The sequence below is a fragment of the Pseudomonas sp. MPB23 genome, assembly GCF_046605395.1.
Lineage (GTDB): Bacteria > Pseudomonadota > Gammaproteobacteria > Pseudomonadales > Pseudomonadaceae > Aquipseudomonas.
Genome location: NZ_CP176771.1, coordinates 2338330 through 2363685, shown reverse-complemented (window position 1 = coordinate 2363685; position 25356 = coordinate 2338330). Strand labels below are relative to the sequence as shown.

Annotated in this window: 27 protein-coding genes and 1 pseudogene; 16 read left to right on the top strand and 12 right to left on the bottom strand. The window is 61.2% G+C overall.

Translation table 11 applies throughout. From position 1 onward, the window contains the following. Positions 1–43 precede the first annotated feature (43 nt). On the top strand, positions 44–991 hold the full coding sequence (locus ACLH0J_RS11030) for a hypothetical protein (RefSeq protein WP_411392003.1): 948 nt from the start codon (positions 44–46) through the stop codon (positions 989–991). 105 nt (positions 992–1096) lie between these two features. Further along, positions 1097–1417 (top strand): helix-turn-helix domain-containing protein, encoded by a 321-nt coding sequence (locus tag ACLH0J_RS11025; RefSeq protein WP_411392002.1) that lies wholly within the window; start codon positions 1097–1099, stop codon positions 1415–1417. Between the two features lie 6 nt (positions 1418–1423). Here the strand turns inward: ACLH0J_RS11025 and ACLH0J_RS11020 are convergent, their stop codons facing one another. The 3 genes from ACLH0J_RS11020 to ACLH0J_RS11010 all read right to left on the bottom strand — a co-directional run bounded on the left by ACLH0J_RS11020 (position 1424) and on the right by ACLH0J_RS11010 (position 4969). Next, the gene (locus ACLH0J_RS11020) at positions 1424–2902 is read right to left on the bottom strand and encodes an amidase family protein (protein WP_411392001.1); all 1479 of its coding nucleotides are present in this window, start codon (positions 2900–2902) and stop codon (positions 1424–1426) included. 126 nt (positions 2903–3028) lie between these two features. Next, on the bottom strand, positions 3029–3583 hold the full coding sequence (locus tag ACLH0J_RS11015) for a hypothetical protein (RefSeq protein WP_411392000.1): 555 nt from the start codon (positions 3581–3583) through the stop codon (positions 3029–3031). Positions 3584–3910: 327 nt separating this feature from the next. After that, on the bottom strand, positions 3911–4969 hold the full coding sequence (locus ACLH0J_RS11010) for an MBL fold metallo-hydrolase (RefSeq protein WP_411391999.1): 1059 nt from the start codon (positions 4967–4969) through the stop codon (positions 3911–3913). Positions 4970–5092: 123 nt separating this feature from the next. Here ACLH0J_RS11010 and ACLH0J_RS11005 point away from each other — a divergent pair, with 123 nt between their 5' ends. The 3 genes from ACLH0J_RS11005 to ACLH0J_RS10995 all read left to right on the top strand — a co-directional run bounded on the left by ACLH0J_RS11005 (position 5093) and on the right by ACLH0J_RS10995 (position 7578). After that, positions 5093–5719 carry a TetR/AcrR family transcriptional regulator gene (locus ACLH0J_RS11005; protein ID WP_411391998.1) on the top strand — a complete coding sequence of 209 codons (627 nt, stop codon included), beginning with the start codon at positions 5093–5095 and terminating at the stop codon, positions 5717–5719. Between the two features lie 190 nt (positions 5720–5909). Continuing rightward, positions 5910–6968 (top strand): diguanylate cyclase, encoded by a 1059-nt coding sequence (locus ACLH0J_RS11000; protein WP_411391997.1) that lies wholly within the window; start codon positions 5910–5912, stop codon positions 6966–6968. A gap of 91 nt (positions 6969–7059) precedes the next feature. Next, a complete protein-coding gene (locus ACLH0J_RS10995) occupies positions 7060–7578 on the top strand; it encodes a DUF1003 domain-containing protein (protein WP_411391996.1) in 519 nt (172 codons plus the stop codon). Here the strand turns inward: ACLH0J_RS10995 and ACLH0J_RS10990 are convergent. Then, a complete protein-coding gene (locus ACLH0J_RS10990) occupies positions 7575–8459 on the bottom strand; it encodes a LysR family transcriptional regulator (RefSeq protein WP_411391995.1) in 885 nt (294 codons plus the stop codon). The two genes, ACLH0J_RS10995 and ACLH0J_RS10990, sit on opposite strands and share 4 nt — an antisense overlap. Before the next feature lie 80 nt (positions 8460–8539). Here ACLH0J_RS10990 and ACLH0J_RS10985 point away from each other — a divergent pair, with 80 nt between their 5' ends. Together ACLH0J_RS10985 and ACLH0J_RS10980 are read left to right on the top strand one after the other, a co-directional pair. After that, on the top strand, positions 8540–9247 hold the full coding sequence (locus ACLH0J_RS10985) for a CTP synthase (RefSeq protein ID WP_411391994.1): 708 nt from the start codon (positions 8540–8542) through the stop codon (positions 9245–9247). After that, positions 9244–9612, top strand: a complete 369-nt coding sequence (locus tag ACLH0J_RS10980; protein WP_411391993.1) for an antibiotic biosynthesis monooxygenase family protein — start codon at positions 9244–9246, stop codon at positions 9610–9612. Before ACLH0J_RS10985 ends, ACLH0J_RS10980 begins: the two co-directional genes overlap by 4 nt. Here ACLH0J_RS10980 and ACLH0J_RS10975 read toward each other — a convergent pair. Next, positions 9584–9907, bottom strand: coding sequence for a DUF2025 family protein (locus tag ACLH0J_RS10975; RefSeq protein ID WP_122720494.1), 324 nt, complete (start codon positions 9905–9907; stop codon positions 9584–9586). The two genes, ACLH0J_RS10980 and ACLH0J_RS10975, sit on opposite strands and share 29 nt — an antisense overlap. Positions 9908–10141: 234 nt before the next feature. On the opposite strand from ACLH0J_RS10975, the gene ACLH0J_RS10970 reads away from it, so the two are divergent. Both ACLH0J_RS10970 and ACLH0J_RS10965 read left to right on the top strand, forming a co-directional pair. Beyond that, positions 10142–11269, top strand: coding sequence for a glycerophosphodiester phosphodiesterase (locus ACLH0J_RS10970; RefSeq protein ID WP_411391992.1), 1128 nt, complete (start codon positions 10142–10144; stop codon positions 11267–11269). A gap of 83 nt (positions 11270–11352) precedes the next feature. Beyond that, complete coding sequence (locus tag ACLH0J_RS10965) at positions 11353–11661, top strand: PepSY domain-containing protein (protein WP_411391991.1); 309 nt, start codon at positions 11353–11355, stop codon at positions 11659–11661. 94 nt (positions 11662–11755) lie between these two features. On the opposite strand, the gene ACLH0J_RS10960 is transcribed toward ACLH0J_RS10965, so the two are convergent. Next, the gene (locus tag ACLH0J_RS10960; protein WP_411392806.1) at positions 11756–12460 is read right to left on the bottom strand and encodes a methyl-accepting chemotaxis protein; all 705 of its coding nucleotides are present in this window, start codon (positions 12458–12460) and stop codon (positions 11756–11758) included. A 228-nt stretch (positions 12461–12688) separates the two neighbouring features. Further along, positions 12689–12799, bottom strand: a pseudogene (locus ACLH0J_RS10955) (hypothetical protein); the annotation flags it as partial. An 843-nt stretch (positions 12800–13642) separates the two neighbouring features. On the opposite strand from ACLH0J_RS10955, the gene ACLH0J_RS10950 reads away from it, so the two are divergent. Both ACLH0J_RS10950 and ACLH0J_RS10945 read left to right on the top strand, forming a co-directional pair. Continuing rightward, positions 13643–14665, top strand: a complete 1023-nt coding sequence (locus tag ACLH0J_RS10950) for a transporter (protein WP_411391990.1) — start codon at positions 13643–13645, stop codon at positions 14663–14665. 142 nt (positions 14666–14807) lie between these two features. Next, positions 14808–16424, top strand: a complete 1617-nt coding sequence (locus tag ACLH0J_RS10945; protein ID WP_411391989.1) for an inorganic phosphate transporter — start codon at positions 14808–14810, stop codon at positions 16422–16424. Positions 16425–16469: 45 nt separating this feature from the next. On the opposite strand, the gene ACLH0J_RS10940 is transcribed toward ACLH0J_RS10945, so the two are convergent. Continuing rightward, positions 16470–17366, bottom strand: coding sequence for a LysR family transcriptional regulator (locus tag ACLH0J_RS10940; protein ID WP_411391988.1), 897 nt, complete (start codon positions 17364–17366; stop codon positions 16470–16472). Positions 17367–17470: 104 nt separating this feature from the next. Between ACLH0J_RS10940 and ACLH0J_RS10935 the strand changes: the two genes are divergently transcribed. Next, a complete protein-coding gene (locus ACLH0J_RS10935; protein WP_411391987.1) occupies positions 17471–18229 on the top strand; it encodes an SDR family NAD(P)-dependent oxidoreductase in 759 nt (252 codons plus the stop codon). Here the strand turns inward: ACLH0J_RS10935 and ACLH0J_RS10930 are convergent. After that, positions 18128–18640, bottom strand: coding sequence for a multidrug/biocide efflux PACE transporter (locus ACLH0J_RS10930; RefSeq protein ID WP_411391986.1), 513 nt, complete (start codon positions 18638–18640; stop codon positions 18128–18130). The genes ACLH0J_RS10935 and ACLH0J_RS10930 overlap by 102 nt on opposite strands. 88 nt (positions 18641–18728) lie before the next feature. Here ACLH0J_RS10930 and ACLH0J_RS10925 point away from each other — a divergent pair, with 88 nt between their 5' ends. Beyond that, positions 18729–19583, top strand: a complete 855-nt coding sequence (locus ACLH0J_RS10925; protein WP_411391985.1) for a LysR family transcriptional regulator — start codon at positions 18729–18731, stop codon at positions 19581–19583. Positions 19584–19590: 7 nt separating this feature from the next. On the opposite strand, the gene ACLH0J_RS10920 is transcribed toward ACLH0J_RS10925, so the two are convergent. Continuing rightward, entirely contained in the window at positions 19591–20079 is a 489-nt protein-coding gene (locus ACLH0J_RS10920; protein WP_411391984.1) for an SRPBCC family protein, read from the bottom strand. A 106-nt stretch (positions 20080–20185) separates the two neighbouring features. Here ACLH0J_RS10920 and ACLH0J_RS10915 point away from each other — a divergent pair, with 106 nt between their 5' ends. Together ACLH0J_RS10915 and ACLH0J_RS10910 are read left to right on the top strand one after the other, a co-directional pair. Continuing rightward, on the top strand, positions 20186–20683 hold the full coding sequence (locus tag ACLH0J_RS10915) for a GNAT family N-acetyltransferase (RefSeq protein WP_411391983.1): 498 nt from the start codon (positions 20186–20188) through the stop codon (positions 20681–20683). Between the two features lie 157 nt (positions 20684–20840). Next, positions 20841–22022 carry a hypothetical protein gene (locus ACLH0J_RS10910; RefSeq protein ID WP_411391982.1) on the top strand — a complete coding sequence of 394 codons (1182 nt, stop codon included), beginning with the start codon at positions 20841–20843 and terminating at the stop codon, positions 22020–22022. Positions 22023–22063: 41 nt separating this feature from the next. Here ACLH0J_RS10910 and ACLH0J_RS10905 read toward each other — a convergent pair whose 3' ends face one another. Beyond that, positions 22064–22543, bottom strand: coding sequence for a GyrI-like domain-containing protein (locus tag ACLH0J_RS10905; RefSeq protein WP_411391981.1), 480 nt, complete (start codon positions 22541–22543; stop codon positions 22064–22066). Between the two features lie 196 nt (positions 22544–22739). Here ACLH0J_RS10905 and alaC point away from each other — a divergent pair, with 196 nt between their 5' ends. Further along, complete coding sequence (gene alaC / locus ACLH0J_RS10900) at positions 22740–23951, top strand: alanine transaminase (protein ID WP_411391980.1); 1212 nt, start codon at positions 22740–22742, stop codon at positions 23949–23951. Between the two features lie 44 nt (positions 23952–23995). Here the strand turns inward: alaC and ACLH0J_RS10895 are convergent, their stop codons facing one another. After that, entirely contained in the window at positions 23996–25348 is a 1353-nt protein-coding gene (locus ACLH0J_RS10895; RefSeq protein WP_017847208.1) for a GntP family permease, read from the bottom strand. Positions 25349–25356: the final 8 nt, after the last annotated feature.

Genomic DNA, 25356 nt, shown 5'->3' with positions numbered 1-25356 from the left:
GTTCCCGCTATTAATAGCGAAACCTCTCACGGACCCGAGCCCTATGAAATTCGACACGGCCTACAGCCTGAGTCTCGATGAAAAACTGTCGATCTACGACGTACGAGACCTGAATTTCGACGAAACCGCTGCGTACGATTCCGACAAGGACCGTTTCCTTTGCCCCAACGATGCGTGCCGCGCCGCCTTCGAGGCGGGTAATACGCTGAGCACCTTCAACGCGAAGAACGTCAATTACCTGCGCACACCGCACTTCAAGAACAAGACCGGCACCCGGCATATCGAGGGCTGCCGCTATGCCGGCAGCCACAGGGCCGCTGCTGGAGAAAGCGACGACGACCGCGAGGATCATTTCCCATCGGAATTTGTACTGACCCGGCGCACCTATCCACGCAAGACGCCGTTGGCCGGTGCCGAAGGACAAACCCCACAAGACCCGCCGAAAACACCTTCAACCCGCGCCAGCACGTCTGTCAGTCCCAGCGACACCACCCCGGATAAAACCAGCGTATTCGCCCACCCGGTGGAATGCTATGTGTCAAATATCGACGACAAGGACAAGCTCAAAGCCATGCCCTTGAAGATCGGCGAGCACACCGCAACCTACTGGGCCTTTTTCAAGAAGATCGAATACCTGCAGGACAACGAGGGCCTGATCTACTGGGGCAGGATCAAAGCGATCAAGGACTACACCAACAGCTTTCGCATCGACTTCGAAAAGAAAGTATGGCTCGACAAAAAGCCCTACTCGGTCAACGTTTACCTGAGTAAGAAACTCATCGACAACTACCGCAAGCGCAAGGCATTCCTGGAACAGATCAAGGCCGCCGCCAGCAGCGACCGACCGTTGTATTGCTTTTTCTATGGCGTGACGCCGGAGCTGAAGCAGGTGCCCAGCAAGAAAAACCCCGAGCAGACGTTCGGGGTATTCAGCGCCAATATCGAGAACCTGGATCATCTGATTATTCGCGAGGCGCCAGGGCTGGGCTAGAGACGCTGAAAAACCATCGGAAAAATTCCAGTTGATGAGCGGTCAAAACAACTGTACAAAAACACAGTATAGTTTGCCTTCCCCGTCGAACCCTGGAGAAATTCCATGTCCTCTCTGGCAATGAGCTCTTTCGTAGACCAGCAGATCGTCCTGCATCAATTCACCGCCAAACACAGCGTACAGGCCCGCGCCATGCTGGGTTGGAGCCGCGAAGAGCTGGCCCGCCAGGCGGGCGTGACGGTGGATGCCGTTCAACAATTCGAGCACCAGGGCGATGGGGGCGATGAAACCCGCCTGGCACTGGCGTTTCGACTTGAGGCCGAGGGGCTGGTGTTCTTCCCGGGGTTCGCGCCGGGCTGGGGGATGAGTGCGCGGCGCGTCGAGGATGTGAATTCGATGGGCCATGGCATTGCTCCACGGCCTTGAGTGTTATCAGAGCCGGGGGCGTGGAGCCGCCTGTGCCGCCTGTTCATAACCATGGGCCACGGCCAGCAGCGTGGGTTCGGTCCAGCGGGCCCCGAAGAAGTATGCGCTGGTCGGCACGCCCTGCTCGTCTTTGCCGGAAGGTACCGAGATCCCTGGATAGCCCGCCGCCGCCACTGCGAAGTAGCTGTTGGTTTCAAAGTCCGCCACCAGGGCGTCGAGCTTTTCCCCGCCGATCAGTTCATCGACGGTGCCACGGAAGTCCTGGATCAGTGCATCCCATAACGGCTTGCGCGTCTCCTGGGTGAGCGTGGACGCATCGATGTCCTTGAGGACTGGTTGGTGATCGGTGTCGGTGCCATCGCGTTTTTCGTTGAAGGCGATCAGTTCGGCAACAGACTTCACCGGTAGCCCCTCACGCTTGCCCAGGTAGGTGTTCAACTCGTCCTTCACATCGGCAAGCAATAATTCGTCATAACGCGAAGCGTCCGCCAACCGCATGTTCACCGGTACCAGCACCGCGCCTTGTGCACGAAGCACCTCCAGCGTCTGGTGAAATGACGCGCTGTTATCCACCGACAGGCTTTCGCCATTCGCGCTAAAGGTTGCGGGATAGCCGATACGCTTACCCTGCAAGGCGCCGGGTTTGAGCAAGGCGGTGTAGTCGACGCCTTGGGGGGCCTCCACACTGGCCGAGTCCTGAGGGTCCGTGCCCGACAGGGCGTTGAGCAACAACGCGGTATCGAACACCGAGCGAGCCATCGGCCCCGGCGTGTCCTGCCGATGGCTGGCGGGAATGATGCCACTGCGGCTCAACAACCCAACGCTGGGTTTGAAGCCGACCACACCATTGAACGCCGCCGGCACCACGATCGAGCCATTGGTTTCGCTACCCACGGCCAGGGGCGCCAGGCCGGCAGCGACTGTAGCAGCCGAGCCCGAGCTGGATCCACCGACCGGCGCATCCGATTGATGCGGGTTGCGCGTCTGCCCGCCGCGTTGGCTCAAGCCATCGACGCCGCCGCGAAAGCCGGCCAGTTCAGTGAGGTTGGTCTTCCCCAGGATCACGGCTCCCTGCTGGCGCAGGCGCTCGACGATAAACGCATCCTTGGCTGCCGACAGGCCCACCAGACCATAGGCGCCTGCGCTGGTTTGCTGGGTATCACCTGTCTCGATATTGTCCTTGAGGAGCACCGGAATGCCATGCAGCGGACCGCGAACCCGGCCATCGGCGCGCTCGCGATCCCGCTCGCGGGCAATGTCCAGGGCTTGAGGGTTGAGTTCAATGATGGTGCTCAATTTGGGATCGAGTTTGCGAATGCGCTCGTGCAGGTAACTGACCAACGCTGCCGATGTGAGTCCCCCCGGCCAGGCCATCTGTTCGTTGAGCTGACGGACACTGGCATATTCCGTTCCCGGCGCCACGGGCGTTGAGGCCTCGGCGGGCGATTGCAAACCCAGGAAATGCGCAGCATGGTTAATAAGCATATTCACACCATGACCCATACCAAACATGAACACCTCCCGGACAAGATAAGAACTGACGGGGCCCACAGTGCCCTCATGCGCCAGTCTAAAAACCTCATGCCTGCCGGACAGTACGACGCGCGCCATTCACACAGTGGGATTATTCAACGTCACAGGTAGCCCATCCTGCACATCCAGCAGGCGGCGGGTATTGCGATAGCCCTGCACCAGCGCCGTCAGCGCATCCTTCGACCACCGCGCACCATAAAACCACAACGTCGCGCCGTCCCCGAGCGGCTCGCCAAGCATCGGATAACCACTCCAGCAAGCGGCATGGAAGGCGGCGCTCTGGCTGTCCGACACCAGCGCATCCAGGCGATATTCATTCACCAGTTCGTCGATTTCATTGTGGGTGTGCAGGTTGAACCGCAGCGTCTCGTCAGCCCGTTGCGCAGGCACCGGTAACAGGTGCACCCCTGCCTGACGCAGAATATCCAGTGCTCGCCTGAACGGTGCACGGTGTTCAATGGCTTCGTGGTCATTGCCACGGCTATACCGCTCGGCAAACCCCACACGCCTGCCGGCCAACACGTTGGCGGCGATAAACGAGCTGTTGTTCTGCACCAGCGGCACTTCCACCATCACCGGCCCCGAGGGGTCGACACCACTCAAGGCAATCAGCGACAACGATGGATCGCGCACGGGCCGGAGGGGAAGCCCGGGTGAGTCATACCCGGGGACCGGGACACGCACCTGGGAGGGCGCTTGAGAGCGGGGATCGACACCAAAAGCGATGCCATGCGGACTCCCATGCTCGGTGCAAGGAGGCGCCTGAATCGTTGGATCCAGGCTCCCGGGTGCCGGCTGCCCCGTGGGGCAAGACACACCTGCTTGCCAGAGTTTCCTACATTTTTCGTCCATCAGAACGGCCTCCCGGAACCTAATTTTCCGGGAATCATCGCACCCTTGACCGGCACCTGTCGCAGTCCTGAAACAGCTTGAAAACTCCTTTTTCCGACACTTCAACCGTCAACCGACGACGCGCTCCTGCGTCACCTGTATCTCCACCTCCAGCCACCACACATGACCACGCTCAGGTTGGCTCAGATTGAACGCTTGCCCCATCGGCGGCGTAGCAATCGACACATTGCGCTCCCAGGCCAGGGCCATGATGCGATCAAAAGGCTCGTGCCAGGCATGAAACGCCAGGTCGAACGTGCCGTTGTGAATCGGCAGCAACCAACGGCCCTTCAGGTCGATATGGGCTTGCAGGGTTTGTTCCGGCTGCATATGCACATGGGGCCAATCGACGTTGTAGGCGCCGGTTTCCATCAGCGTCAGGTCAAACGGGCCGCACTGCTCGCCGATGCGTTTAAAACCGTCGAAGTAGCCAGTGTCGCCGCTGAAGAAAATGCGCCGTGCATCGTCGATCATCACCCACGAACACCACAGCGTCTGGTTGGCATCGAACAGGCCGCGCCCGGAAAAGTGCTGTGCGGGTGTGGCGACAAACCGAATGCCTTCCACCTCGACGTCCTGCCACCAGTCCAGTTGCTGCACCTTGCTGGCATCGACACCCCACTTGATCAGAATGTCGCCTACGCCCAGCGGCGCCAAAAAGTGGCGCGTCTTGGCGGCCAATTGGACGACAGCCTTGCGATCAAGGTGATCGTAGTGGTTGTGGGAAAGAACGACCGCCTCCAGGGGCGGCAGCTCTTCCAGGCTGATGGGTGGCGCGTGGAAGCGCTTGGGGCCGGCCCAACTGAACGGCGAGGCACGCTCGGCGAACACCGGGTCGGTCAGCCAGAATTTGCCGCGCATTTTCAGCAATACGGTGGAATGCCCCAGGCGGAACACGCTGTGATCGGGGGCTGCCAACAACTGCTCGCAGGTCAGCGGTTGCACCGGAATCTCCCCCACCGGTCGGGTACTGCGCGGTTTGTTGAAGAGCATGTTCCAGAAGATACGCAAGGTCTTGCCAAAGCCCCCGTGCTGCACCGGGGTGTCGTTGCGAAACTGCTTTTGTTCCTGCTGCGCAGACTCGCGCGCCGCAGACGAAGGCTTGAGACGGGTTGAGAGCGTGGCCATAGCAGAATGACTCCTTTGGACCGTCAATAAATTACACTGCGCAGTGTAGTTTCAAGATTGCAACAAAACCCCGAGCAAGTAAACTGCCGAGTGTAATTTCCCTTCAAGAGACGAGCGCCATCCATGACTGTCCCTCAACGCCTCACCGACCGTAAACGCGAAGCCATTGTGGCAGCGGCTATCGCCGAGTTCAGGGCCAACGGGTTCGAGGTCACCAGCATGGATAAGATCGCCGCCACCGCCGGCGTCTCCAAGCGCACGGTGTACAACCACTTTCCCAGCAAGGAGGAGCTTTTCGCCGAAATTCTCCACCAACTCTGGGCCAGCACCGTCGCTCAACTGGATGTCGGCTACACCCGTGAGCGCCCGCTGCGCGAACAATTGCGCGAGTTGCTGGAAGCGAAGATGAAGATGATGTCCGACGCCAACTTCCTCGACCTGGCCCGGGTCGCCATCGCCGCCACCATCCATTCGCCGGAACGTGCACAAGACATGGTCAACCGCCTGAGCCAGCGTGAAGAAGGCTTTACCCTATGGGTACGCGCCGCCCAGGAAGATGGGCGTCTGCGCGGCAGCGACCCGGCGTTTGCCGCCCACCAGATCCAAAGCCTGCTCAAAGCCTTTGCCTTCTGGCCCCAGATCACCCTAGGCCAGCCGCCCCTCGACGCCACCAGCCAGGCCAACGTGATCGAGTCCGCGATCGACCTGTTTTTGGCCGGTTACGAAGTCCCCCCATCGCCCCAGCCATAAAAACCGGGTGCAGGAACGACATTGGCAGTCGTTTATGACGCATTCGCCCTATGTTTTGCGTAAATGGCCTGGAAGGACACTGATTATTCCTACAGGAATAACTGACAATATTCTCCGGAATTATCCGATCAACGGTTGATCCTGCGAACACGTGCCATCGTGCGTACAAAAAGAGCTGACCCGGGAATCTATGGAAAACAGACAAGGCAAAGGGCTTTCGTTTGCCAAGCGCATTTACAGGCCAAGGATCATCGGCACGGCCATGTGCTGTATCAGCATCACTGCTGTCCTGTACCCGCTGGCAACGCCTGGCTGGATCTGGGCGTTGCTGCTGCTCAATACGGTTGTCTGGCCGCACCTGGCGTATCAGTTGGCCACCCGTGCCAAGGTTCCCTACGACGCTGAACAGCGCAATCTGGTGTTCGACGCATTATTCTGCGGGTTCTGGGCCGCTACGCTGCAGTTCACACCCTTGGCCGCCGTGACGCTACTGTCAATGGTGACCATGAACAACGTCGCCGCCGGCGGCAAGCGCCTGTTGATACGCGGCGCGCTGGCCCAAGTGCTCGGCGTATGTGTGGCGGGATTGCTGCTCGGCTTGCACTTCAATCCCTCGGTCAGCCTGGTTCAAGTCTATGCCTGTTTGCCGATGTTGACGCTCTACCCCATGGCCATCGGTATGGTCTGCTATCAACTGGCGATCAAACTGACGGAGCACAAGCGCACCCTCAGTGCCCTGAGCCGTATCGACAGCCTTACCGGCCTGCTCAATCACGGTTCCTGGAAAGACCTGCTGCACCTCAAGTTTCACAAGTGCCAGCAACTGCAAAGCCACGCCACCATTGCGTTGATCGACATCGATCACTTCAAGCAGATCAACGACACTTACGGCCATATCGTGGGCGATGCGGTACTGCGGCAGCTGAGTCTGGAGCTGCGCCGTAACCTGCGGGAAAACGATTTGGCCGGGCGGTACGGTGGCGACGAGTTCTGTGTGATTTTTCCGCAAATGCCACAGGAACAGGCCGTAAGGATCATGGAGCGCGTGCGCGAAACCTTCAGCAATTACCGCAACCCACACTCACCGGAACTGCGCGTCAGCCTGAGCATCGGCCTGGCGGACTTCCATCCACTCTTCACCGATGCGGCCATGTGGCTGAATGCGGCGGACCGCGCACTGTATGCGGCCAAGGACACCGGGCGTAACCGGGTCAACATCAGCGACGACAGGGTCGCCCAATCCGCCTGAAACTGTCCCGCAGCCCCCGGTTGTTCATAGGTAAGACAGGTCGCCAACGCTATAGTGGCGGATGTCTTAACGTTGATCACCCGAGCCCACCATGACTCCAGACAAACCCAAAGCCGCCCCCGTCGATCACCTGCGCTTCCACCGCCGCCATGCCCACCTGGCGCCAACCTTTGGCAACGACACCTTTGCCCTCAAGGCCGAAGCCTTTGCGCGCTTCTTCGGCACGCCGACCTTCCTCGGCGCGCAGACCGCCATCGTGATCTTGTGGGTGGCCCTCAACGTCAGTGGCATCACCCATTTCGACGTGTACCCGTTCATCCTGCTCAACCTGGCCTTCAGCCTGCAATCAGCCTATGCCGCGCCGTTGATCCTGCTGGCCCAGACGCGCCAGGCCGCCCGCGACAAAGCCCAGTCCGACGCCGATGCGCAGCACCGTGAAGCACTGGCCGTCGCCAATGCCGAACGCCAGGCCGAGGCGGAACAGACCAGCAAACAGCTGTTGATCCTGCTGGAGCAAAACACCCAGCTCACGGAAATGACCAAGAAGCTGACGGAGCACATCGAAACCCTGACGTGCGAAATGCATGAGCACTTTGTGCGAAAAACCTAACGTCCAGGCAACTGCACTTGCCGTCCCAGCTCATCGAACAGCGTGACCACCGAGCGTAAGGCCCGGCAATCGGGACGCGTCAGCAACCACAACGCCGTGTCGTGCCCTGCCAATGCGGGGCCCAACGGATGCAGGCCGTCACCGAGCAGAAAATCCGGCAGCGCCGCGACCCCCAATCCCGCCCGCACCAGTTCGGTGACCGACAACATGCTGTTGCAACGATAACTGGGGCGCACGCCCGGCAGGTGTTCGCGGCGCCAGGCGACGGTGGGGTGATCGGGCAGGAAGTCATCCGGCGCGATCCACGCAAGATCGGCCAGCGCGCGACCTTCGTGCAGGCGCGCATAGGCGGTGCTGGCGCACACCTGATAGGTCACCGCGCCCAGGCAACGGCCGACTAGATGCTGCGGCGGCGTCCGGGTCAGGCGCAAGGCGATATCGGCGTCGCGGCGGCTGAGGTTGGCAAAATCATTCGAGGTGCTCAGCTCCAGGGTCAGCGCCGGGTACTGCGGCATGAACTGCGCCAGGGCCGGCAGCAACAGGCCTTGTAGCACCGAATCGGTACAGGTCAGGCGCACCGTGCCGCTGATCACTTCACCGCCCTGCTCCACGCCGATCCGCGCGGCTTCCAATGCCTGCTCGGCCCGTTCGGCCTGCTGCGCCAGGTGGCTCGCCAGCCCGGTGGGCAGGTAGCCCGCGCGGCTTTTTTCAAACAGCGTCTGGCCCAACGCGGCCTCCAGGCGCCGCACCGCGCGAAACACCGTAGACACATCCACCCGCAACAGCGCCGCCGCCCGCGCCAGGGTGCCGCCGCGCACCAGGGCAAGGATCAGCGACAGATCGGGGTAGTCGATTCGATAGTGCGTGACTGCATTGAGCATATGGGTAAACGCCAATATTGATTGCGCGAGCGCCAATCTATAGTGCGCATCAGGACACCACAAGCCATGGGATGCACACGATGAAAACCACCGCCTTACACCTCGCCCTGGTCGGCGATTACAACCCCGATGTCATCGCACACCAGGCCATTCCCGTCGCGCTGCAACAGGCTGCCGAAACCCTGGGCCTGACGGTTCATACACACTGGCTCGACACCGACACCCTCACTTGCACCACTGAACTGCAGCGCTTCGACGGTTTCTGGTGCGTCCCCGCCAGCCCCTACCGCGACACCGACGGAGCCTTGCGCGCCATCCAGTTTGCCCGCGAACAGCGGCGCCCTTTCCTCGGCACCTGCGGCGGTTTTCAACATGCGGTGCTGGAATATGCTCGTAACGTGCTGGGCTGGGCCGATGCCGAACATGGCGAACTGGCGCCGGATGCCAAGCGCGCCGTGATCGTGCCGCTGAGTTGTGCGCTGGTGGAGGCCACCGACACCGTGCGTCTGGCCCCCTACACCCGCATCGCCGAGGCCTATGCCAGCCTTGAAGTCGAAGAAGGCTACCGCTGCCGTTACGGCCTGAACCGCGAATTCGCTGACGCGTTGCTGGAACATGCACTGATCCCCTGCGGGCATGATTCGGCCGGCGATCTGCGCGCTGTGGAGTTGCTCGACCATCCGTTCTTCGTCGCCACGCTGTTCCAGCCGGAACGCACCGCCCTCAAGGGCATCACCCCGCCCCTGGCGATTGCCCTGCTCAAGGCTTGCCGGGAGGTCTCGGCATGATCGCCAACACACCCGCGCCGCCCTACTACGCGGTGATTTTCAGCTCACTGCGCACCGAAGGCGACCACGGTTACGCCCAGGCCGCCGCCCGCATGCTGGAACTGGCGCGCGAACAACCGGGGTTTCTCGGGGTGGAATCGGCGCGGGAGGACGGCCTGGGGATTACTGTGTCGTACTGGCGCAGCGAAGCGGAGATCCTGGCCTGGAAAGAGCAGGCCGAGCACCGCGCAGTACGTGAGCAGGGGCGCTCCACCTGGTATTCGGCGTTTCAGACGCGGGTGTGCAAGGTGGAGCGGGATTACCGCGGCGAGCAGACAAGCCTGCTCACCCCAACAACTAACTCACCAGACTACGCAACGCGCTGATCTGTGGAATCTCCACCCGCCGCATGTACACCCGCAGCGGCTCGCTGATGTTGATGCGGTCGTCGATGTTCTGGTCGAGCAGCAACTGGATACGTTCGCGCGACAGGGTCATGGTCTGTTCGGGGGCCGGTAGCCAGACGAATTCGGCGGTGGGGATGATGCCGTCATCGGCCACGTCCATGCCGAAGGAATCTTCGCTGAAACGCACGATGTACTGGCCGGTCTTGCGGTTGAGGCCGACAAAACCGTGGAGTTGGTCGGCGGCCTGGCAGATAAGCTCGGAAGTGATGCGCATGGTAAACCTCACTGAAAAGTCCCACAGGGACTGGAAAGATGGTTTACACGCGTGGCAAAAAGTACCGCCCTCTAGCGGGACGGCTGCGGGCAAGGGTACTGCAATGCACCGTAAAAAAACCGAGAAAAATTGCCGCGTGCGCACGTTAATGTCGGTTTGGTGATAGCGCCGCTCGCAATCAATTGTTAAAAAGGAGGCCTTCCCTAAAGCTACCTCCACGAAAGGACTTCGCATATGCCTGTCACGTTTACCAAGAGTGCCTTGCTGCTCGCCCTGATGCTCGGCCTTGGCCAAGCGCAGGCTGCCGAACCGATCAGCCCGGCTGAATTGGCAACAAACGAAGGCATTCCCCACCCTGCCGTGATCGCTCACCGTGGCGCGTCCTACGATGCCCCCGAATCCACCGCTGCGGCCTACAAGGTTGCCCGCGACCTGGGTGCCGACTATCTGGAACTGGACCTGCAGCGCAGCAAGGACGGCGTCTTGTTTGCCCTGCACGACAATAACCTGCAGCGCACCACCGACGTGGCCACCAAGTTCCCCGAGCGCAAAGATGCGCCGGCCAGCGAATTCACCTGGAAAGAACTGCAAACCCTCGACGCTGGCAGCTGGTTCAACGCCGCCTACCCGGACCGCGCGCGTCCAGGCTTCGTCGGCCTGAAGATCCTCAGCCTGGACGACATCATCAAGATCGCCGAAGGCAACCCGCAGCACAAACCCGGCCTGTACATCGAGACCAAAGAGCCCAAGCAATTTCCGGGTATCGAAGCCGACCTGAAAAACAAGCTGCTGGATAAAGGCTGGTTGAGCTCCGCCGGTTCCAAGCTGGGCAAGAGCAACACGGGTGTCGGCCAGGGCAAGGGCCGCGTGGTGCTGCAAACCTTCGATCCGGCGAGCCTCGAAGCACTGCAAAAAGAGATGCCGAACACACCGAAGATTTTGCTGCTGTGGGTGGGGGAAGGCAGCATCGAGCCGAAGTCCAAAGTGACCTTCGCCGAATCCGGCGAACCGACCAAGGCCGCCTACTACGCCAAGCAAGAGCCCAAAGACGCCGCCGAGTTCGAAAAGTGGCTGGACGAAGCCAAGCGCCTCGGTGCTATCGGCACCGGCCCATCGGCCGAGCTGACCGACCACGGCGACCAGAGCTACGCGAACCTGGTCAAGCCGGAAATGAACAAGCTGACCCACGACAAAGGCCTGCTGGTGCACGTCTACACCGTCGATGAACCGGTGGACTTCGACAAGGTGATGAAAGCCGGTGTCGACGGCATCTTCACCAACCGCGCCGCCGAATTGCTGAAGTTCTACAAACGCTGGCCGTCGTCCAGCGTGCAGGATCTGCTGAACGACTATAAATACTGAGTCAGTGTGCCATTAAGGGTGAGTTAAGTTGCGCCGGTTAATCTAGCGCCACTTAAACAGCTCACCCGAGAAGGACACACAGCATGAAAACCCTGACCGCTTTGTTCGCCGCTACCGCCCTGACCCTGACCGCCGGCCTGGCCCAGGCCGATGTTCGCCCGGACCACATCGAAGGCCTGCTCAAATCCGGCGCCGTGATGCCGTTCGACAAACTCAATGCCACCGCAGTGGCCAAGCACCCGGGCGCCAACATCACCGACACTGAGTTGGACCACAACAACAGTGGTGTGCTGGTCTACGAGGTCGACGTCACCGACACGGCCGGCAAGAAGTTCGAAATCAAGCTCGACGCCAAAACCGGCGCCGTGCTGGAAGACAAACTCGACACCTGAGTCAAACCGTATATGAAACGCGCCACCTGATGGGTGGCGCGTTTTTTTATGGGCGCTTGCCTATCAAACCAATGAAACGCGCAGTACCGCCTGATCAGGCGCTCAGCCGCGCCGTCACTTCGTTCAACTCGCCAGACAAACCACGCAAGTTCTGACTCGCTGCTTCGGTGCGCTTCACGTTGTCGAGGTTGGCTGTGGCCACCTCGGTGATCTGGGTGATGTTGCGCGAAATATCCTCGGCCACCGACGTCTGCTCCTCGGCCGCCGTGGCGATCTGCCGGTTCATGTCGCGAATCGCTTCCACCGCCTGGGTGATGTGGGTCAGCATGGCGCCGGCCTGAGTGACTTTTTCTACGCTGTCGTCGCTGCACGACTGGCCGCTGACGATGGCTTCGGCCGCATCGACCGCACCGGTCTGCACCGCATGGATAATCTGGTTGATCTCGATGATCGAGGACGCCGTGCGTTGCGCCAGGTTGCGCACTTCATCGGCCACCACGGCAAAACCGCGCCCGGCCTCTCCCGCCCGCGCGGCCTCGATGGCCGCGTTGAGCGCCAGCAGATTGGTCTGCTCGGCGATCCCGCGAATCACTTCGAGTACCTTGCCGATACGCACGCTGTCGGTTTCCAGGCGACGGATGATCGTGCCGGTGTTGAGGATTTCGGTGCGCATCTGGCCGATGGTGGCGATGGTGACTTGCATTACTTCCCCGCCTTCACGGGCCGAATGGTCGGCTTCATCGGCGGCGCGCGAAGCACTGGCGGCGTGACGCGCGACTTCCTGGGCGGTGGCCGACATTTCGGTCATGGCCGTGGCCACCTGGTCGGTGCGGTTGAATTGGTCATGGGTCCCCGTGGCCATCTGCCCGGCAATCGAGTTCAGCTCGCCGCTGGCGCTGACCAGATCAGTGGCGCTGCGCTGCAGGCGGCTGAAGGTCTCGGCGAGGAAATCGCGCAAGGTATTCGCAGCGACGGCCAGATGCCCCAGCTCATCCTGGCGGCGATTGGCCACGCGCTCGGCAAAGCGGCCATGGCTCAGTTGCGTCACATAGTCGATCAAGCCGCGAATCGGCAGGATCAGGTTGCGGTTGATCAACCACAGGCTGAACAGGCCAATCAACGCGCCGGACAGCAGCATGATCGCCAGGCCCACCATCACCGTGCGCTCGGCATTGGCACTGATGGCCACCGATTGCCTGGCGCCTTGTTCGCGCAACTCACTGACCAGCGCGCTCATTTGCTCGCTGGCGGCGCGATCCACGCCCTTGACCGCCGTGTCTCCGGCAGTCGGGTCGGCGCCGGCGGCCACGTAGGCATCGCGGCCGCGCTGGTAGGCGATGCCCAATTGCTGATGTTCCTGGCGCAAATGGGCGATGCGCTGGCTCAAGGCCGGGTCGCCGCTGGTCTGCGTCACCAACCGCGCGAGAAGGCCTTGTACATCGTGCTGGCGCGCCTGGAACTGGCCCCAATACTTTTCCAGCTCCTGGGGCTGCTTGCCGCGCAACAGTACGTTTTTCCATTCTTGCACTTGCACTTTGAATTGCAGGTTGGCCTCATCGATCAACTGTGAGGTCAGCAACGGCCCCTCCAGCAAACTGCGGTAACTCTGCACGCCATTGGAGAGGAAGTTGAAACAGGCCAGGGCGATCAACAGCATGGCCAGCAGGCTGCCACCGAGCAGGGACAAGATCTGTGCCCGCAGGGACGTTCGCAAAAAATTCATCGGGAAAGCCTCGAAACAGGAAAAGGGTGCATACACGCCAAAACCTCCCTGTCCTTTCAAAATACGGCACATCCACTGCCGTGCTTGCGCCTTGAATCGGCCGGGCCAGACGCTTCTTGAGCGAATTCTTACCAGCGGTCAATAAAATGTCATCTCGACGAAATAAGTCGAAAAATGTCACAAAAATGTCAAATCTACTTGCAATGATCGCCCTCGCGCCTGTGAAACGTCCTACAGGCCCTTTCTGCGCGAGCCGCCATGAACCACAGCATCGACCAACGCCACCAGGATTCCGATCTCTTCGGTTTGCTTTACGGTTTTCGTTTTCGCCCCGGTGAAAAAGGCGAGCAGATCGACTCGGCCACCGCCCTGCACGCCTTGCAGCAACCGGCCGCCCCGGAAGAGTTCCTGTGGCTGCACCTGAACCTGGCCCACGCCGCCTGCGAGCGCTGGATGCAGGCGCACCTGGACTTGCCCGAGGAATTCTTCGAAGCCCTGCACGAAGGCTCGCGCTCGACCCGCATCGAGCACGTCGACTCGGCCTTGCTGGCGGTGGTCAACGACGTGGTGTTCAACTTCAGCAGCATGGTGTCGTCGGATATTTCCACGCTGTGGGTGTGTGCACGCAGCCGGTTGTTGATCAGCGCACGCCTGCAGCCGCTGCATTCGGTGGATAAATTGCGCTCCTCGGTGAAGGCCGGCGAACGCTTTCGCTCGCCGCTGGAACTGCTGGTGCACCTGCTGCGCGACCAGGGCGAAGTGCTGACCCAGATCGTGCGCAAGACCAGCATCAGCGTCGACCACATCGAAGACCAGTTGCTGTCGTCGCGCCTGTCCACCAACCGTGCCGAACTGGGTGCGGCACGCCGAGTACTGGTGCGCCTGCAACGCCTGCTGGCGCTGGAGCCCGGTTCGCTGCTGCGCCTGCTCAACCGCCCGCCGCAATGGCTGCAAAAGGAAGACGTGAAGGAGTTGCGCAAATCCACCGAGGAGTTCGCGCTGATCATCAACGACCTCACCGCCTTGGGTGAGCGGATCAAACTGTTGCAGGAAGAGATCGCCGCCAACCTCAACGAACAGAGCAACCGCACGCTGTTCACCCTCACCGTGGTCACGGTGCTGGCGTTGCCGATCAACATCATCGCCGGCTTCTTCGGCATGAACGTGGGCGGCGTGCCGCTGTCCCAGGACCCCGAAGGCTTCTGGATTCTGGTGGCGCTGGTGGCGACCTTCACCTTGATAGCCGGGCGCTGGGCCTTCAGAAAGCGCAAAGACTACTGACGCTCCTACAGGTTTTTTGGACTTTTTGCGGGTTTGTGGATCGGCGGCGCACCCAATCGCCGAAACACTGACCTATCGCAGCATCCTTGTAACACTCTGCAATGATCATTTACGCCATCCTCCCAAAACTGGATGTTTTTGCATGGCCACCCCTTCACTGACTGCCTCCACGCATACGTCTTCGGCTGACACCCAACCCAAGCTCGACAAAAAACCCGGCCTGCTGACGGTGGTCATTTTCTTCGCTGTGCTCGCCTTGGGCCTGTTGTTCACCGCCTATAACCTGATGCACGACATGCACGAACTGGGCACGGTGGTCACCACCTGGACGCCGTTCCTGCTCTTGGGGGTGGCGCTATTGATCGCCCTCGGGTTCGAGTTCGTCAATGGCTTCCACGACACCGCCAACGCCGTGGCGACGGTGATCTACACCAACTCGCTGCCGCCGCAATTTGCGGTGGTGTGGTCGGGCTTTTTCAATTTCCTCGGGGTGCTGCTGTCCAGCGGTGCGGTGGCGTTCGGCATCATTGCCCTGCTGCCGGTGGAGCTGATTCTGCAGGTGGGCTCCTCGGCCGGTTTCGCCATGATCTTCGCCCTGTTGATCGCCGCGATCCTGTGGAACCTCGGCACCTGGTGGCTGGGGTTGCCGGCGTCTTCGTCCCACACCCTGATCGGTTCGATCATCGGCGTCGGCGTGGCCAATGCCTTGATGCACGGGCGTGACGGCACCAGCGGTGTGGATTGGAGCCAGGCGATCAAGATCGGTTACGCGCTGCTACTGTCGCCGCTGATCGGCTTCGTGTTTGCCGCCCTGGCGCTGCTGGCCCTACGCGCCTTCGTGAAAAACCGCGCGCTGTACAAGGCGCCCAAAGGCGACACCCCGCCGCCGTGGTGGATTCGCGGCATGCTGATCGCCACCTGCACCGGCGTGTCATTCGCCCACGGCTCCAACGATGGGCAAAAAGGCATGGGCCTGATCATGCTGATCCTGGTGGGCACCTTGCCGATGGCCTATGCGCTGAACCGCGCCATGCCCGCCGAACAGTCATTGCAGTTCGCCGCCGTGGCCGAAGTGACCCAGGTGGCCCTGATGAAAAGCGCGCCCCAGGCGCTGCCGGGCGATCCGCGTCCGATCCTCTCCACGTATGTACGCACCAAAGACGCCACGCCGGAACTGATCCCGGCCCTCGCCGCCCTCGCCGGCCAGATCGGTGAACAGGTCAAAGGCTACGGTTCCCTGGCCAAAGTTCCCGCCGAAGCGGTCGGCAACGTGCGCAACGACATGTACCTGACCAGCGAAACCATTCGCCTGATGGACAAGGCCCAGCTCGGGCATTTCGACGCCGACACCCAAGGCAAGCTGCAACTGTTCAAGCAACAGATCGACAATTCCACGCGCTTTATTCCGCTGTGGGTGAAGATCGCCGTGGCCATCGCCCTGGGGCTGGGGACCATGGTCGGTTGGAAGCGCATCGTGGTGACCGTCGGCGAGAAGATCGGCAAGACCCACCTGACATACGCCCAAGGCGCCTCGGCCGAGACAGTGGCGATGCTGACCATCGGCGCGGCGGACATGTTCGGCCTGCCGGTGTCCACCACCCATGTGTTGTCGTCCGGCGTGGCCGGGACCATGGTGGCCAACGGCGCAGGCCTGCAAATGAAGACCATCCGCAATTTGCTGATGGCATGGGTGTTAACGTTGCCAGCAGCGATCCTGCTGTCCGGCAGCCTCTACTGGCTGTTCACCCAACTCTTCTGACACATGCCCTTGTAGGAGCTCGCTCCTACAAGGGTCAGTTGGAAGCTAGAGCTGGGACTGCAATGTCGCCGCCAGCCACTCCATGAACACCCGTACCCGCAGCGGCAAATGGCGCTGGCCGGCGTAGAGCAAGGACACGTCCAACGGCGCCGCCGGGTAGTCCGGCAAGATCGCCACCAGCTCGCCCCTGGCCAACTCATCGCCCATCCCCAGGGCCGGCACCTGGATAATCCCGAAGCCGCCCAGGCACGCCGACTTGTAGCCATCGGTGCTGTTGACCGTGACGCGCCCGGCCATGGGAATGCGCTGGACCTTGTTGCCCTGCTGGTATTCGAACCCCGCCGAGCGTGCGCCCAACGGCCGCACGTAATGCACCAAGTGATGATCAGCCAGGTCCGCCAAGGTGCGCGGCACGCCGTAACGTTGCAGGTAGCCTGCGCTCACGCAGTTGATCATCGGCATGCTGCACAGCAACCGCGCGACCACCGACTGGTCCGGCTGCGCCCCGACGCGCAACACGCAATCGAAGCCTTCGGCGAGCAGGTCGACCTGGCGGTCGGTGGTGCTGATTTCCAGCTCGATCAACGGGTGTGCGTCCATGAAGGACGGCAGGCGCGGCAGGATCAAATCCCGCGCCATCATGTTGGGCAGGTCCACGCGAATACGTCCGGTCAGTTGGGCTTCGTCCTGGCGAAACAACCCTTCCAGCTCCTCCATATGTGCCAGCAGATCCTTGCTACGCTCATACAGCACGCGGCCATCCTGGGTCGCCTGCACCTTGCGCGTGGTGCGCTGCAGCAGGCGCGTGCCGAGCAGTTCCTCCAGCGCCTGTACATGCTCGGACACGGTGGAGCGCGGCAAGCCCAGGCTCTCGCCGGCGCCAGTGAAACTCGACAGTTCGGTGACGCGCACAAAGGTGCGCAGCAGCTCCAGTTTGTTCATGGGATTGTTCGCCCTATCCGGCCAGTGATTCCGACATAGCGCTGTTTATCACGTTATGGCCGGACAAATACACTCCTTCCACGATCACATCAGAGGACTGCACCATGACCCGTAAAATCGCACTGATCACCGGCGCCAGCCGTGGCTTGGGGAGAAGCGCCGCGCTGCACCTGGCGGCACAAGGCGTCGATATCATCGGCACTTACCACAGCCAGGCGGATGAAGCGCAGGCCGTGCTTGAGCAGATCGAGCAATGGGGTGGCCGCGCCGCCATGTTGAAACTGGATGTGAGCCAGAGCGCCAGCTTCGACGCGTTCGTCGAAGCAGTCGGCGGCGCACTCAAGGATGTTTTCGCACGGGATGACTTCGACTTTCTGATCAACAACGCCGGTATCGGTATCCACGCCAGCTTTGCCGAGACCAGCGAAGCGCAGTTCGATCAACTGGTGGCCATCCAATTCAAGGGCCCGTTTTTCCTGACCCAGAAACTGCTGCCGCTGATCCGTGACGGTGGCCGCATCCTCAATATCTCCAGTGGCCTCGCGCGTTTCAGCCTGCCCGGCTACGCCGCCTATGCGGCGATGAAAGGTGCCATGGAAGTGCTGACCCGCTACCAAGCCAAAGAACTCGGCGCGCGCGGCATCAGCGTCAACATCCTCGCGCCGGGCGCCATCGAAACCGACTTCGGCGGCGGCGTTGTGCGCGACAACGCCAACCTTAACGCGATGGTCGCCAACAACACCGCCCTGGGTCGCGCCGGGTTACCGGACGATATCGGCGGGGCCATTACCAGCCTGCTGGCGGACGGCAGCCACTGGATCACCGGCCAGCGTATCGAGGCGTCGGGCGGCATGTTTCTGTAGGAACCTGGCGCGCAGCACGTCATAGCCCCAGTGATACACATAGGTGTACGGCAGGAAAAACAGCAGTACACCTATGTCGAGGATAAACGCCTGCATCAAGCTGATATTCAGCCAGGCGGCAATCAGCGGCACGCACACCACAACCAGCCCCCCTTCGAACAGCAAGGCGTGCAGCACGCGCGTCCAGCCATTGCCGGCCAGGTGCCAGCGCGCCTTAAGGCGGTCGAACAGGCCGTTGAAAATCACGTTCCACGTCAGCGCCAGCAGGCTGATGGCCAGGGTGACCATGCCCATGTCCAGGGCCGGCTTGTCCATGATCCACGCCAGCAAGGGCGTACAGATCAACAACGCCAGGACCTCGAAAGCGATGGCCTGGCACACGCGTTCAGTAATCGACTTGGTAGGGTTCATGACCCGGCTCCGTGAGTGGCGAGGGTTGCCATCATTGCGCCTCGGTTCGATACTTCATAACCAATAACCATCGACCAAGGCGATAGACATGGCGTCCAACGAAGTGCTGCAAGCGTTTGTCCAGGCGGCGACCCAAGGCTCGTTTTCGGCGGCGGCGCGCAAGCTGGGCAAGAGCCAGTCCACCGTCAGCGCGGCGGTGGCAAGCCTGGAGATTGACCTGGATGTGGTGCTGTTCGACCGCAGCAGCCGCAAGCCGACGCTCACGCCGGCGGGCCATGTGGTGCTGCAACGGGCCGAGCAGGTGCTGGAGGCCAACAGTCGCCTGGCATTGGCGGCGAACCAACTGGCCCAGGGCCTGGAGCCGAAAGTCACGATTGCCATGTCCGATACCTACCAGTCGGAGCGTTTCGAACTGGCCCTCAAGGCCTTTGAGCAACGCTACCCGGACCTGGAGCTGGAATGGCTGATTGCCGAGTGCGAAGACCTGATCGCCCTGGTGCAAAGCGGGCGCGCGCAGATGGCGTTTGTCGAAGCCCAGGAGGTGTATCCCCCGGACCTGACCCGCGCGCCCGTGGCCGAGCGCACGGAAATCGCGCTGTTCGTCGCTCCCGCTCATCCCCTGGCGAGCCTGGCAACCCTCGACCCGCACGCCTTGCAGCAACACCGCGAACTGCGCCTGGCGAGCATCATCAACCCCAACGAAACCCGGCCCATGGGCCGCGTGTGGTCGGCGCCGAGTTTCCTGATGCTGATGGAAATGGCCCAACTCGGTTTCGGCTGGGCCGCGCTGCCGCGCTGGCTGGTGGAACGCTTTGGCAACGCCGGGCTGGTGGAACTCAAGGTGCGCGGCTGGCCACGGTCGGTGGCAGTGGATGCGCTGTGGTCACGCCAACACCCGCCGGGGCCGGCGGGCAGCTGGATGTTAGGCCTGATGCTCGACTGACCACCTCTTACCCCCCGTAGGAGCGCATGCCTTGAGTCACCAGCGCCTCCAGCCGGTCCAGGCTTTGACCCCAGCCCTGGTGAAAGCCCATGGCTTCGTGGGTCAGTTTGTCTTCCAGGCTCCAATGCATGGCGCGGGCGGTGTAGAGGGTCTTGTCGCCCTCGACTTCCTGCAGGGTCACTTCGGCGGTCATGAACGGCTTGCCCGAAGGGATCCAGCCCGGCGTGAAGGCATCGGTAAACACCAGGCGCCGGGGCGCGATGATGTCCAGGAACACGCCCTGGGTCGGGTATTCGGTGCCATCCGGCGCACGCATCAGCGTACGAAACAGACCACCGACCCACAGGTTCATTTCGCATTCCGGGGTAGTCATGCCATGGGGCCCCCACCATTGTTGCAGCAGGGCCGGCTCGGTCCAGGCACGGAACACCCGGCTGCGCGGTGCGTCGATCAAGCGGCTGATGGACAGTTCGAATTCAGCGGGTTGCGTATTCATGGGTAAACCTCCCGAGTCGTGTGATGTCTGCCTTTTCGGACTAATGACTATAGTTCGCGCCAATCCGCTAGACTGCGGCCTCCCTTGCAGCCGTTCGGACACTCCGATGCAAACCCGCCTCGTCGCCTACGAGGTGCTCACTGCTGTGCAACAACAGCAAGCCAGCGCCATCGAAGTCCATCCCGAACAGCTGCCGTTCTGCGGCGACATGTACTGCGCACTCAATACCCTGCTGGTCAACCCCAGCCCCGGCGTCAAAGGCTTTGCCCTGCTCGCCGACGAAATACCCGTGGCTTTCCTTCTGCTCAAACGCCCGCCTTGCTTGCCCCATTGGGCCGATCAGCACAGCGCGACGCTGCATGCGCTGCAGGTGGACCGGCGCCAGCAGGGCCGCGGGTTTGGCAAGGCGTGTTTGCAGGCGCTACCGGCCGCGGCAATGCAGGCGTGGCCCGAAATCAAGGCGATCGAGCTGTCGGTGGACAGCGACAATGTGGCGGCGATGGGCTTGTACCTGGGGCTTGGATGGGTGGATGGCGGGGAGGCGTACAAGGGGCGGGTCGGGTATGAGCGCAGGTTGAGTTGGGTGTTTGGTCTGCGCGGGTAAAACCACCATTCTCACCCCGCCTCCCCGGCTGTCTACTGTCAGAGTTCACAGCTATACACGCGTCGCCGATTGCTTTGTACTGGAATGCCAAGGAAGTCGCTCATGCGATGCAGCGAGCAGGCGTGGAAACGCTCAACGCCCAGCACGGAGACCTGCCATGAAGACGTCATCGAACAACAATTCAGTTAACACTGCGGGAAGCCCGGATCTTTCCTTTGGCAACACAATCCCCAAAAATGGCACCGTTATAAACCCACGCACCGGAGGAATCTCCCGCGTCCTGGATGACGATTCAACCATCACGGCAGGCCTGCATAGCGAGCCCGATGGACTTTCCATTGTTATCACCAAACAAACGCCTACGGGAGAGGACGACGCCCAATTCGGGCGCGGGGTAACGCCGATGAGACAGCGCCGCTTCTTGATCGATATGCGCATTCAGCCGAATGGCAGGCAACTGTTATTGGCCGCCCGTACCAACTATGAGGCTGTCTCTATCAGTCGATTCAAAAAAGAAAACGGCGATTCAGACTTTCAGTTTGGCAACAACGGCGAAGTTGTGCTGAATCATCCGATTCGTGTGGGGTTAAACAGCACGGCCGGTTTAGCGATACAGGCCGATGGCAAGATCATTTGTGTGTTCAATGACGGTACAAACAGTTTTATCTATCAAGTCAGCAGTTCCGGTCAGGAAATCAACTTCGGTCTTGATGGCCCGCTTGAAGTGCGCGGCGCCCTCATGGGCTCAGTGTTGATCACTGAGAGCGGTTTTTTGATTGCGGGCTCCGGCAACGACAAGGCCATTATCCGCGGGTTTAAACCCACGGGGGAAGCGGACACGGCTTTTGGTGACGCCGGTATCGTGCAATTGCAGCTTTCAGGTAATGAGCCAAAACAAGCCTCGGCACTGGCCAACGGGCCGGATGGCCGGATAGCTGTCGTCGGCGGCAGCCGCCTGTTGCCGCGTCAAATGAACTTCGTCGCGAGCCTGCTTGCCAACGGCCAAACTGATCCGCAGTTCAATGGCGCAACCCCCGTGGAGGCCGATGACAGCCATGGCAGCTATGAAAGCGTGGTGGTCCAGACCGATGGCAAAATTGTTGCGTTGGCGCGCAATTCAATAGGCAGCCTGGTCAAACTGATCAGGCACACCGCGACTGGGCAGTTGGACTCCGATTTTGGCGATCACGGCAGGGCCGTGGTATGGCGCGACCAGCAATCAAGACCCCAGACCTCCTATGTCGACAAGGTGGAATGGGTACATCAGGGTAAAAAACTGCAAAGCAGCGGTGTGCTGGACACCAACGAATCCTTCATCGGCCGCCTGCTCAGCCAGTAACGCCCGCGACTGAGCTGCCAACACAGCTCAGTCGTGTGACCTCAGGCCTTGACCACCGGCAACCAGACCTCCACCGTCCCCAGGCCCTTCTTCCCATCGAAATCAGCGCTGTAGCGTTCGAAATCCGCCCCGGCCACCTTGTAGCCCGAGTGCGGCAACCATTCGAACATGATGCGTTCGTAGGTCTGCTCCAGCGCCTGTACCGGGCCGTAGTGCGGGAACACGGCGTAGCGATGCGCCGGGATTTCGACATACTCGAAGTTGCTCGGCACATCGTCCTTGGAAGGGACTTGCACCCCGGCCATGTAATCAAATTCGCCGTGGCTGGGGTTATGGCAAACGCCATAGGTCACGCCGCCGATGCGCTGCTTGATGTCCTTGATGCAGGTGTCGAACAACTCCCACAGCCGTGGGATATCGCCGGCAGTGGCCTTGGCATAACGCCCCTGGACACCTGCAATCACCAGGGCCTTGCCATCTTCCATGTGTGGCTCTAACGGTTGTTTTGTCTGCTGATCCATACGAACAGTCTCCTTCTTATGAGGGAACAAACCCGCATCGAGTATAGGGGTATATCCGCACGGTACTCCATGTAGAAAATTTTCCTACGCATCTGGACAACTGGCCATCATCGACCGTATTGTCTGCCCCGCAGGCCACCGCAGTGGCCGACGTCGCTCGGACGGTTCCGGGCGCTTACGTACTCTCGAGGCAACAATGGCCGACCAAGGTTTGCCGCGCCGCTTTGCGCGCATCGATCGACTCCCCCCCTACGTTTTCAATATCACTGCCGAGCTGAAGATGGCTGCGCGTCGGCGCGGCGAAGACATCATCGACTTGAGCATGGGCAACCCAGACGGCCCGACTCCACCGCATATCGTGGAAAAAATGGTCACCGTCGCCCAGCGTGAAGACACCCACGGTTACTCCACCTCCAAAGGCATTCCGCGCCTGCGTCGAGCGATTTCGCGCTGGTACAAGGACCGCTATGAAGTGGACATCGACCCGGAAACCGAGGCCATCGTCACCATCGGTTCCAAGGAAGGCCTGGCGCACTTGATGCTGGCCACCCTGGACCAGGGTGACACCGTGCTGGTGCCCAACCCGAGCTACCCGATTCACATCTACGGTGCCGTGATTGCCGGCGCCCAGGTGCGCTCGGTGCCGCTGATTCCCGGCGTGGATTTCTTCGCCGAGCTGGAACGCGCGATTCGCGGTTCGATCCCCAAGCCGAAGATGATGATCCTGGGGTTCCCGTCCAACCCCACCGCGCAGTGCGTGGAGTTGGACTTCTTCGAACGGGTGATCGCCCTGGCCAAGCAGTACGACGTGCTGGTGGTGCATGACCTGGCCTACGCCGACATCGTCTACGACGGCTGGAAAGCCCCGTCGATCATGCAGGTACCGGGCGCCAAGGACATTGCGGTGGAGTTCTTCACCCTGTCCAAGAGCTACAACATGGCTGGCTGGCGCATCGGTTTCATGGTCGGCAACGCCGAACTGGTCAACGCCCTGGCGCGGATCAAGAGCTACCACGACTACGGCACCTTCACCCCGCTGCAAGTCGCCGCGATTGCCGCACTGGAAGGCGACCAACAGTGCGTGAAAGACATCGCCGAGCAGTACCGCCAGCGCCGCAATGTGCTGGTCAAGGGCCTGCATGAGTTGGGCTGGATGGTGGAGAATCCCAAGGCGTCGATGTACGTCTGGGCCAAGATTCCCGAGCAGTACGCCGCCATGGGCTCGCTGGAGTTTGCCAAGAAGCTGCTGCTGGAAGCCAAGGTGTGCGTGTCGCCGGGGATCGGCTTCGGTGAGTATGGCGACGACCATGTGCGCTTTGCACTGATCGAGAACCAGGACCGGATTCGCCAGGCGGTGCGCGGGATTCGCGCGATGTTCCGCGCCGATGGCCTCGTGCAGAAGCCCTGATACAACCCGAGTGTAGGCGCCGGCTTGCCGGCGCCTACACAGGTTCAGACCACCAGCGACAGCAGCATGATGAAGATCAGCGCCACCACCGACAGGATGGTCTCCATCGCCGTCCAGGTCTTGAAGGTCTCGGCCACGGTCATATTGAAGTACTGCTTCACCAGCCAGAACCCCGCATCGTTGACGTGAGACAGGATTAACGAACCCGCCCCCGTCGCCAGCACCAGCAACTCGCGGTTAACCCCCGGAATCATGCCCACCACCGGCACCACGATGCCCGCGCCGGTAATGGTCGCCACGGTCGCCGAACCGGTCGCCACACGAATCACCGCCGCCACCAGCCAGGCCAGCAGGATCGGGTTGATCTGCGCGTTCACCGCCATATGGCCGATCACGTCGCCCACGCCGCTGGTCACCAGCATCTGCTTGAAACCACCCCCGGCACCGATGATCAGGATGATCGCCGCCGTCGGCGCCAGGCTGGCGTCGAGCAGCTTGAGGATCTGCTTGGAGTGGATGCCCTGGCGATGGCCAAAGGTGTACAGCGACAGCAGCAACGCCAGCAGCAAGGCGCTGATCGGGTGACCGATCATGTCCATCCAGTTGCGCACCACATGACCGTCGGCCAGGGCGATGTCGGCGAAGGTTTTGAGCAGCATCAGGAACACCGGCAGCAGCACGGTGATCAGGGTGATGCTGAAGCTCGGCAGCGTCTTGTGCTCCGACTCGCGGGCGAGTTGGTCGACCAGTTCCTGGGACGGGTTGCCCGGGATGTACTTGGCGATGAACGTACCAAAGATCGGGCCAGCGATGATGGCTGTCGGCAGCGCGACGATCAGGCCATACAGAATGGTCTTGCCGATGTCCGCACCAAACACGCCGATGGCGAGCAACGGCCCTGGGTGCGGCGGCACCAGGCCGTGCACCGCCGAGAGGCCGGCGAGCAGCGGGATGCCGATCTTGATCAGCGACACGCCGGTGCGGCGCGCGACGATAAACACCAGCGGGATCAGCAGCACAAAGCCGATCTCGAAGAACAGCGGGATGCCCACCAGGAAGGCGGCGAACATCATCGCCCACTGGACCTTTTCCTTGCCGAAGGCGCGGATCAGGGTCTGGGCGATCTGATCGGCACCGCCGGATTCGGCCATCATTTTGCCGAGCATCGTCCCCAGCGCGAGGATGATGCCGACGAAGCCGAGCACGCCGCCGAAGCCGTCCTGGAACGCCTTGATGATCTTGTCCACGGGCATGCCCGAGGTCAGGCCGAGGAAGCCGGCCGCAATGATCAGGGCAATGAACGGGTGAACCTTGAACTTGGTGATCAGGAAGATCAGGCCAATGATAGTGACCACTGCATCAAGCAGCAGGTAGGACTCGTGGGACATGCCAAACATGGGGGGTC